This window comes from Myroides sp. C4067, from assembly GCF_038039665.1.
GTDB lineage: Bacteria > Bacteroidota > Bacteroidia > Flavobacteriales > Flavobacteriaceae > Flavobacterium > Flavobacterium odoratimimum.
Genome location: NZ_JBBPHJ010000069.1, coordinates 1 through 579 on the forward strand (window position 1 = coordinate 1; position 579 = coordinate 579).

At 39.4% G+C, this 579-nt stretch carries 1 pseudogene; it reads right to left on the reverse strand.

What is annotated here, in order from left to right:
* Positions 1–579, reverse strand: a pseudogene (locus tag AABL87_RS17720) (hypothetical protein); the annotation flags it as partial.

Sequence of the window (579 nt, forward strand, 5' to 3'; positions counted from 1 at the left end):
CTAGGTCGATTGTCTGATCATTGCCATCTTTATCTTTGTAAACTAAGTCTTTACCATTGTAGATCACATTGCCCTCTACATCTTTTAATACTTCCTTAATTACTTTTTCTACTGTCTCGGGGTTGTTCTTTACAATAGTCTCGAAGTTCTGAACTACCGAAGCTGGGATGTCAATCTTAGTCTCTGTCCCATCCTCTGACTTATAGGTATACGTACCATCAGCGCCAGCCACAAGCGTAGTTACTGTCTCATTGGCCTTAACTAGTTTATCTAGGTCGATTGTCTGATCATTGCCATCTTTATCTTTGTAAACTAAGTCTTTACCGTTGTAGATAACATTCCCCTCTACATCTTTTAATACTTCCTTAATTACTTTTTCTACTGTCTCGGGATTGTTCTTTACAATAGTCTCAAAATTCTGAACTACCGAAGCTGGGATGTCAATCTTAGTCTCTGTCCCATCCTCTGACTTATAGGTATACGTACCATCAGCGCCAGCCACTAGCGTAGTTACTGTCTCATTGGCCTTAACTAGTTTATCTAGGTCGATTGTCTGATCATTGCCATCTTTATCTTTGT